This window comes from Streptomyces sp. NPDC101151 (assembly GCF_044768335.1).
Lineage (GTDB): Bacteria > Actinomycetota > Actinomycetes > Streptomycetales > Streptomycetaceae > Streptomyces.
In genome coordinates, this window is record NZ_JBIWPP010000006.1 from 415303 (window position 1) to 422249 (window position 6947).

Sequence of the window (6947 nt, forward strand, 5' to 3'; positions counted from 1 at the left end):
TCTCCGCCGTTCTTCAGGGCGTGCTGCGGCGAACCGCCGCGGCAAACGCCAAGGAGGGCTTAGACAGTGAAGAACCTGAAGAAGGCAGCGGCCGTGACGATGGTGGCCGGTGGTCTGGTGGCCGCCGGTGCGGGGATGGCCTCCGCCACGGGCGGGGCCTGGGCCGGCGGTGAGGCCAAGGGCTCTCCGGGTGTCGTCTCGGGCAATGTCATCCAGGCCCCGGTGCACATCCCGGTGAACGCGGTCGGCAACAGCGTGAGCGTCATCGGTGTGCTGAACCCGGCCTTCGGCAACCTCGGCCTCAACCACTGAGCCACCGCCGCAGACGACCTCAGGCCTCCCGGGCGCACCGGGGGGCCTGTCAGGTTGTCATCCGAGCGACGTGAACGGGGGCTCGCAGCCGGCCCCCCGCTCAACCAACTCCCTCACGGTCAGCGAACCCCCCGCTCCCGCTCCTCCACGACGGAGTTGTACGCCGCCACCTGCGCCCGCCGGGCCGTCCGCTCCACCGGCCGCAGCGCCTCGGACCGCGCCGCCATCTCGGCGGAGCTGACCGCACCCCCGTGCCCGTTGTCGTAGGCCATGGACACCAGCAGCCCCACCCGCTGTGCCAGCTCCAAGACCCGCACCGCACGCGGCGGATACCCCGGCGCCAGCACCTCCCGCCCCCGCTCGGCCCGCGCCCGGTACGCGTCGATCGCCGCCTCCGCCACCGGACCCGACCCGGCGACGTCCAGCCGCGACAGCACCTCGGTCGCGTCCCGCAGGGCCTCCGCCAGCTCACGCTCGGCCTCGCCCAGAGACGGCACATCGGCGGGCGGCGACTCCCGCACCGGCAGCACATGCCAGACCACCTCGACATGCACATCACCCTCGGGCCCGGCCGCGTACATCTCCGGAACCAGCCCCAGCGCGGCACCGAAGCAGACCACGGCCTCCTCGGCCTCCAGCGCCCGCGCATTGAACTCGGGCGGCCCGCTCAGCCCCAGCGGATGACCGGGCGCGGGGAGCGCGACCCGCAGGCCGCTCACCCCGAGCGCCCGCAGCCGCCCGAGCGCGAGCGTGAGCCCGACCCGCTCCGGCTCACCCGGCAGCCCCTCCACCCGGTGCACCGTGTCCTCGCCCACAACGGCGAGTACGGCGTCATCTGGAGAGACAAGTCCGGCCAAAAGGGCATTTCCCCAAGCGGCAAGGCGTCCTGAACGCGGTTCCAAGAGCATGCCCCCACCCTAAGGACCGGACCGATGGAATGGGGCGGCGCACTCGTGGCGTAGATTTCATATGGGCTGCGCCCACCGGCGCGGCGGACCGAGCCACAGGCGTACGCGACAGCCGAGACCGGCACACTGCAAGGGGAGACAACGCGCTCATGAGCGATGTTCTGGAGCTTCAGGACGTATCCGTGGTCCGCGAGGGCAGGGCTCTGGTGGACCAGGTCTCCTGGTCGGTGAAGGAGGGTGAGCGCTGGGTCATCCTCGGCCCCAACGGCGCCGGCAAGACCACCCTTCTGAACGTCGCATCCAGCTACCTCTTCCCCAGCCAGGGCACCGCCACCATCCTCGGCGACACCCTCGGCAAGGTCGACGTCTTCGAGCTGCGCCCGCGCATCGGCGTGGCCGGTATCGCCATGGCAGAGAAGCTCCCCAAGCGCCAGACCGTGCTCCAGACCGTCCTCACCGCCGCCTACGGCATGACCGCGGGCTGGCAGGAGGAGTACGACGAGGTCGACGAGCAGCGCGCCCGCGCCTTCCTCGACCGCCTCGGCATGAGCGACTACCTCGACCGCCGCTTCGGCACCCTCTCCGAGGGCGAGCGCAAGCGCACCCTGATCGCCCGCGCCCTGATGACCGACCCCGAGATGCTCCTGCTCGACGAGCCCGCCGCCGGCCTCGACCTCGGCGGCCGGGAGGACCTGGTCCGCCGCCTCGGCCGGCTCGCCCGTGACCCCATCGCCCCCTCCATGATCATGGTCACCCACCATGTCGAGGAGATCGCCCCCGGCTTCACCCACGTCCTCATGATCCGTCAGGGCAAGGTCCTCGCCGCGGGTCCGATCGAGCTGGAACTCACCTCCCGCAACCTCTCCCTCTGCTTCGGCCTCCCGCTCGTCGTCGAGCAGGTCGGCGAGCGCTGGACCGCCCAGGGCCTTCCCCTGTCCTGACCCCGTTCCGCCCCCGTCGCGCCCTGTCCGCCGCCCGACCGCGGTCCTACCATGACCCTGTGAACGACATCGACGCATGGGTGTGGTGGCTCGTCGGCGCGGCGGCGCTCGGAATCGCGCTCGTGGTCACCGCGATGCCGGAGTTGGGCATGCTCGCGGTGGGAGCCGTCGTGGCAGCGGTCGTCGCCGGCCTCGGCTTCGACGCGGTGGCCCAGGTCCTCGCGTTCGTGGTCGTCTCGGTCGCCCTCATCGCCGTCGTCCGCCCCATCGCGGCCCGGCACGGCAGACAGCGGCCCCAACTCGCCACCGGCATCGACGCCTTGAAGGGCAAACAGGCGGTCGTCCTGGAGCGCGTAGACAGCGCCGGCGGCCGGATCAAGCTCGCCGGAGAAGTCTGGTCGGCCCGCTCCCTCGACACCGGCCGGGCCTACGAAGTGGGCCAGGAGGTGGATGTCGTGGACATCGAAGGGGCCACCGCGATCGTCATCTGAGCCATCCGGCCCACGAGTTGGGCGACGGTCTGTCAGACTCGACCAGCAAGATCTTCAACGGCCATAAGATCTGTCGAAGATGCCGAGGCGGAGAGGGGTACGGGGAACAGGATGGAACCGGTCATCATCGTCCTGATCATTCTGGTGGTGTTGGTCTTCATCGCCCTGATCAAGACCATCCAGGTCATCCCACAGGCCAGCGCGGCCATCGTCGAGCGCTTCGGCCGTTACACACGGACACTCAACGCGGGGCTGAACATCGTGGTCCCGTTCATAGACACCATCCGCAACCGCATCGACCTGCGCGAACAGGTCGTACCGTTCCCGCCCCAGCCGGTGATCACCCAGGACAACCTGGTCGTGAACATCGACACGGTCATCTACTACCAGGTGACCGACGCCCGCGCCGCCACCTACGAGGTCGCGAGCTACATCCAGGCGATCGAGCAGCTCACCGTCACCACGCTGCGCAACATCATCGGCGGCATGGACCTGGAACGCACCCTGACCTCCCGCGAGGAGATCAACGCGGCCCTGCGCGGTGTCCTCGACGAGGCCACCGGCAAGTGGGGCATCCGCGTCAACCGCGTCGAGCTGAAGGCCATCGAGCCGCCCACCTCCATCCAGGACTCGATGGAGAAGCAGATGCGCGCCGACCGTGACAAGCGCGCGGCGATCCTCACCGCGGAAGGTACGCGCCAGGCGGCCATCCTCACCGCCGAAGGCGAGAAGCAGTCCCAGATCCTGCGCGCCGAGGGTGAGGCCAAGGCGGCCGCCCTGCGCGCCGAGGGCGAGGCCCAGGCCGTCCGTACGGTCTTCGAGGCCATCCACGCCGGCGACCCGGACCAGAAACTCCTCTCCTACCAGTACCTCCAGATGCTCCCGAAGATCGCCGAGGGCGACGCCAACAAGCTGTGGATCGTCCCCAGCGAAATCGGCGACGCCCTCAAGGGCCTGTCCGGAGCGATGGGCAACTTCGGTTCCCTGGGCGGCGGCAACTCCGTCCCGCCCCAGAACAACGGCACGGACCGCCGGGAGAAGCCGTCGATCGACTGACCGCCGTATGCGACGTGGGGCCCGCCTTCCGCAGAAGGCGGGCCCCACGCCGCACGCGTGCTACGCCGCAGGCTGTGTCAGCCACTCCGGCAGGCCGTCGAGGTCGTCCCGGCCCAGCGCCAGCAGCATCGCGTCCGCCGGCGTCGGCTCGAACGGCTCCCGGAGCATGGCCATCCCCGCCTCCTCCGGAGTCCGGTTGGCCTTCCGGTGGTTGTCCTCCGCACACGCGGCGACGGTATTCAGCCACGTGTCCTGCCCACCCTGCGACCGCGGCAGCACATGGTCCACGGTCGTCGCCCTGCGCCCGCAGTACGCGCAGCGGTGCCGGTCCCGGACCAGCACCCCCCGCCTCGACCACGGGGCTTGTCTTCGGAACGGCACCCGTACATACCTGCACAGCCTGATCACCCGGGGCGCAGGTATGTCCACATCGGCACCGCGCATCCGCAGTTCTGGATGGGCCTGCTCGACGACGGCCTTGTCCTGCAGCACCAGAACCACGGCCCGGTTCAGAGTCACCGTCGACAGCGGCTCGAAGCTCGCGTTCAGCACCAGCGTGTTGTGCATCCAGCCCACCTCCCTTGCGCACCTGCCCACCCCCGGCGGGCTTGGATCAACTCTGGACGGGCGCGCCGAGATGGACAACGCAATAAAAAATGCCCGCCTCCGATCACTTCCAAGACCGGAGGCGGGCAAACGTTCCATGAACGCTCGGCTGAATCAGTGCCGTGCGTCAGCCCTGGGCGGGGTTCTCGTACTCACCGATGAGCTGGGCACGCGCGAGCGCGTGGAACCGCAGATTGAAGCCCACGACGGCCGGCGAGGCGTCCGAGTCCGGGCCGAGCTTGTCCTGGTCCACCGCGTACACCGTGAAGACGTACCGGTGCGGGCCGTCCCCGGGCGGGGGAGCGGCACCGCCGAAGTCCTTCGACCCGTAGTCGTTGCGCGCATGCACCGCACCCTCGGGCAGGCCCTCGAACTTGCCGCCGCCCGCACCCACCGGCAGCTCCGTCACGGAGGCGGGGATGTCGAACAGGACCCAGTGCCAGAACCCGCTGCCGGTCGGCGCGTCGGGGTCGTAGCAGGTAACGGCGAAGCTCTTGGTCTTCGCCGGGAAGCCCTCCCACCGCAGCTGCGGCGAGAGGTTCCCCTCCGCGTGGACCTGGGCACTCCCCAGAGGCGCGCCCTCCTCGACGTCCTCGCTCGTCACCGTGAACGACGGCACGGGCGGATGGAAGTCGTGGGGGAGCGGCCGCCGCTTGAGCTCGGTCACCTCGGTACCTCCTGATCGTTCTCGTTCAGTAGGTCAGAGCCTAGAACCAGTTGCGCTTGCTGCCGACCTCGGACAGCCACTGGTTGAGGTAAGCCGCCCAGTCGGTCCCGTGGAAGTCGTTCAGACCCACCTGGAAGGAGCGGAAGGTGTCCGAGCCCTCGCTGAAGAGACCCGGCTTCTTGTCCATCTCCAGGACGACGTCCATGGCGTGCTCGTCGGCCACGAAGCTCAGCTCGACCTGGTTCAGCCCGCGGTACTGCGACGGCGGGTAGAACTCGATCTCCTGGTAGAACGGCAGCCTCTGCCGCGTACCCCGGATGTGACCGCGCTCCATGTCCGCGTTCTTGAAGCGGAAGCCCAGCTGGATGAAGGCGTCCAGGATCGCCTTCTGCGCCGGCAGCGGGTGCACGTTGATCGGGTCCAGGTCGCCGGAGTCCACCGCACGGGCGATCGCCAGCTCGGTGGTCACACCGATGTTCATCCCGCGCAGCGACTGCCCGTCGATCATGGTGACCGGCGTCTCCCAGGGGATCTCGAGCCCGAACGGCACCGCGTGCACGGCACCGGACTGCAGCTCGAAGGCGCCGCCGAGCCGCACCTTGGTGAACTCGATGTTCTGCTTGTACTCCTCGTCGCCGCTCTCCACCTCGACCTTGGCCTGCAGGCCCACCGAGAGGCCCTCGATCTCCTGGTTCACGGACCCGCCCTGGATCCGCACCTCGCCCTGGACCACGCCGCCCGGTACGACATTGACCTCGGTCAGCACCGTCTCGACCGAGGCCCCGCCGGCCCCGAGGCTCGCGAGCAGCTTCTTGAACGCCATGACTCTCCCTTTACGAATGGACCCTCGACCCGTACAAACGCGATCCGGTCACGACTGGTTCCGAAGCCACACCCTGGCAAGGGGAACGATCCTTGACCACCCCTTGGCCCCGAACCCTCTGGACTACCCTCGGACGGCATGATCGCGCCTCCGGACCGTACGCCACTGCCCCGAGAGTTCTTCGACCGCCCTGTCCTCGACGTCGCCCCCGACCTCCTCGGCCGCATCCTGGTCCGCACGACCCCCGACGGCCCGATCGCCGTGCGCCTCACAGAGGTCGAGGCGTACGACGGCCCGAACGACCCCGGCTCACACGCCTACCGTGGCCGCACCGCCCGCAACGAAGTGATGTTCGGCCCGCCCGGACATGTGTACGTCTACTTCACCTACGGCATGTGGCACTGCATGAATCTGGTCTGTGGCCCCGAGGGCCGGGCGAGTGCCGTACTGCTCAGGGCCGGCGAGGTCGTGGAGGGCGCCGAGCCGGCCCGCAAACGTCGACTTTCGGCCCGGAATGACAAGGAACTGGCCAAGGGTCCGGCCCGCCTGGCCACCGCCCTGGGGGTCGACCGGGCCCTCAGTGGCACGGACGCGTGCGCCTCGGGCGAGACACCACTGAGGATGCTGACCGGCAATCCCGTGGCCCCCGACCAGGTACGCAGCGGTCCGCGGACCGGAGTCGCCGGCGAGGGCGGCAACGGCGGCGCCCATCCCTGGCGCTTCTGGGTGGCCAACGACCCGACGGTGAGCCCCTATCGGGCCCATGCGCCGAGGCGCCGCTCAAGTTGACGCGCCCTTGCGAGGTGCGTAATGTAGCCCGAGCCGCTGAACCGGGTACGGCGATCGCCAGCAGCCGGAGCGGCCAACCCACTACCTAGCTACAACCCCTCACCGGGGTCGATTTCGGCGCGCCCGCGTGCCCGAATTCGAACCCGCGAGACTCGATTATGAGTTGCCGAGGGAATCGGCTAACGTAGAGAATGTCGAAAGGCCGACGGGCGAAAGTCTAAAAGCCAAGACAATCCCGCCGACAGGGAATCGGATGCCAAAAGGATCTGATAGAGTCGGAACCGCCGGAAAGGGAAACGCGAGAGCGGGAACCTGGAAAGCACCGAGGAAATCGGATCGAGAAAAGATCTGATA

At 68.9% G+C, this 6947-nt stretch carries 9 protein-coding genes; 5 read left to right on the forward strand and 4 right to left on the reverse strand.

Features of this window, described 5'->3' with window-relative positions; all coding sequences use genetic code 11:
• The first annotated feature begins 66 nt into the window (after window positions 1-66).
• Complete coding sequence (gene chpE / locus ACIRU3_RS15150) at window positions 67-312, forward strand: chaplin ChpE (protein WP_404056207.1); 246 nt, start codon at window positions 67-69, stop codon at window positions 310-312.
• Window positions 313-431: 119 nt separating this feature from the next.
• On the opposite strand, the gene ACIRU3_RS15155 is transcribed toward chpE, so the two are convergent.
• Window positions 432-1220 (reverse strand): hypothetical protein, encoded by a 789-nt coding sequence (locus tag ACIRU3_RS15155; RefSeq protein ID WP_404056208.1) that lies wholly within the window; start codon window positions 1218-1220, stop codon window positions 432-434.
• A 149-nt stretch (window positions 1221-1369) separates the two neighbouring features.
• On the opposite strand from ACIRU3_RS15155, the gene ACIRU3_RS15160 reads away from it, so the two are divergent.
• From ACIRU3_RS15160 to ACIRU3_RS15170, 3 genes are all read left to right on the forward strand, one after another.
• Entirely contained in the window at window positions 1370-2161 is a 792-nt protein-coding gene (locus ACIRU3_RS15160) for an ABC transporter ATP-binding protein (RefSeq protein WP_404056210.1), read from the forward strand.
• Between the two features lie 59 nt (window positions 2162-2220).
• Window positions 2221-2652, forward strand: a complete 432-nt coding sequence (locus ACIRU3_RS15165) for an NfeD family protein (protein WP_404056212.1) — start codon at window positions 2221-2223, stop codon at window positions 2650-2652.
• Window positions 2653-2763: 111 nt separating this feature from the next.
• On the forward strand, window positions 2764-3708 hold the full coding sequence (locus ACIRU3_RS15170) for an SPFH domain-containing protein (protein ID WP_404056213.1): 945 nt from the start codon (window positions 2764-2766) through the stop codon (window positions 3706-3708).
• A 60-nt stretch (window positions 3709-3768) separates the two neighbouring features.
• Here ACIRU3_RS15170 and ACIRU3_RS15175 read toward each other — a convergent pair whose 3' ends face one another.
• The 3 genes from ACIRU3_RS15175 to ACIRU3_RS15185 all read right to left on the reverse strand — a co-directional run bounded on the left by ACIRU3_RS15175 (window position 3769) and on the right by ACIRU3_RS15185 (window position 5804).
• Window positions 3769-4275 carry an HNH endonuclease gene (locus tag ACIRU3_RS15175; protein ID WP_404056215.1) on the reverse strand — a complete coding sequence of 169 codons (507 nt, stop codon included), beginning with the start codon at window positions 4273-4275 and terminating at the stop codon, window positions 3769-3771.
• A 166-nt stretch (window positions 4276-4441) separates the two neighbouring features.
• Window positions 4442-4981 (reverse strand): YbhB/YbcL family Raf kinase inhibitor-like protein, encoded by a 540-nt coding sequence (locus ACIRU3_RS15180; protein WP_404056217.1) that lies wholly within the window; start codon window positions 4979-4981, stop codon window positions 4442-4444.
• Between the two features lie 40 nt (window positions 4982-5021).
• Window positions 5022-5804, reverse strand: coding sequence for a sporulation protein (locus tag ACIRU3_RS15185; protein WP_404056219.1), 783 nt, complete (start codon window positions 5802-5804; stop codon window positions 5022-5024).
• Window positions 5805-5942: 138 nt separating this feature from the next.
• On the opposite strand from ACIRU3_RS15185, the gene ACIRU3_RS15190 reads away from it, so the two are divergent.
• A complete protein-coding gene (locus ACIRU3_RS15190; RefSeq protein ID WP_404056221.1) occupies window positions 5943-6593 on the forward strand; it encodes a DNA-3-methyladenine glycosylase in 651 nt (216 codons plus the stop codon).
• The last annotated feature ends 354 nt before the right edge of the window (window positions 6594-6947 follow it).

Bases quoted from the DNA above. Each gene is read 5' to 3' on its own strand.
- ACIRU3_RS15190 (WP_404056221.1), top strand. From the start codon at position 5,943: ATGATCGCGCCTCCGGACCGTACGCCACTGCCCCGAGAGTTCTTCGAC.
- ACIRU3_RS15185 (WP_404056219.1), bottom strand. From the start codon at position 5,804: ATGGCGTTCAAGAAGCTGCTCGCGAGCCTCGGGGCCGGCGGGGCCTCG.
- ACIRU3_RS15175 (WP_404056215.1), bottom strand. From the start codon at position 4,275: ATGCACAACACGCTGGTGCTGAACGCGAGCTTCGAGCCGCTGTCGACG.
- ACIRU3_RS15160 (WP_404056210.1), top strand. From the start codon at position 1,370: ATGAGCGATGTTCTGGAGCTTCAGGACGTATCCGTGGTCCGCGAGGGC.
- ACIRU3_RS15170 (WP_404056213.1), top strand. From the start codon at position 2,764: ATGGAACCGGTCATCATCGTCCTGATCATTCTGGTGGTGTTGGTCTTC.
- ACIRU3_RS15155 (WP_404056208.1), bottom strand. From the start codon at position 1,220: ATGCTCTTGGAACCGCGTTCAGGACGCCTTGCCGCTTGGGGAAATGCC.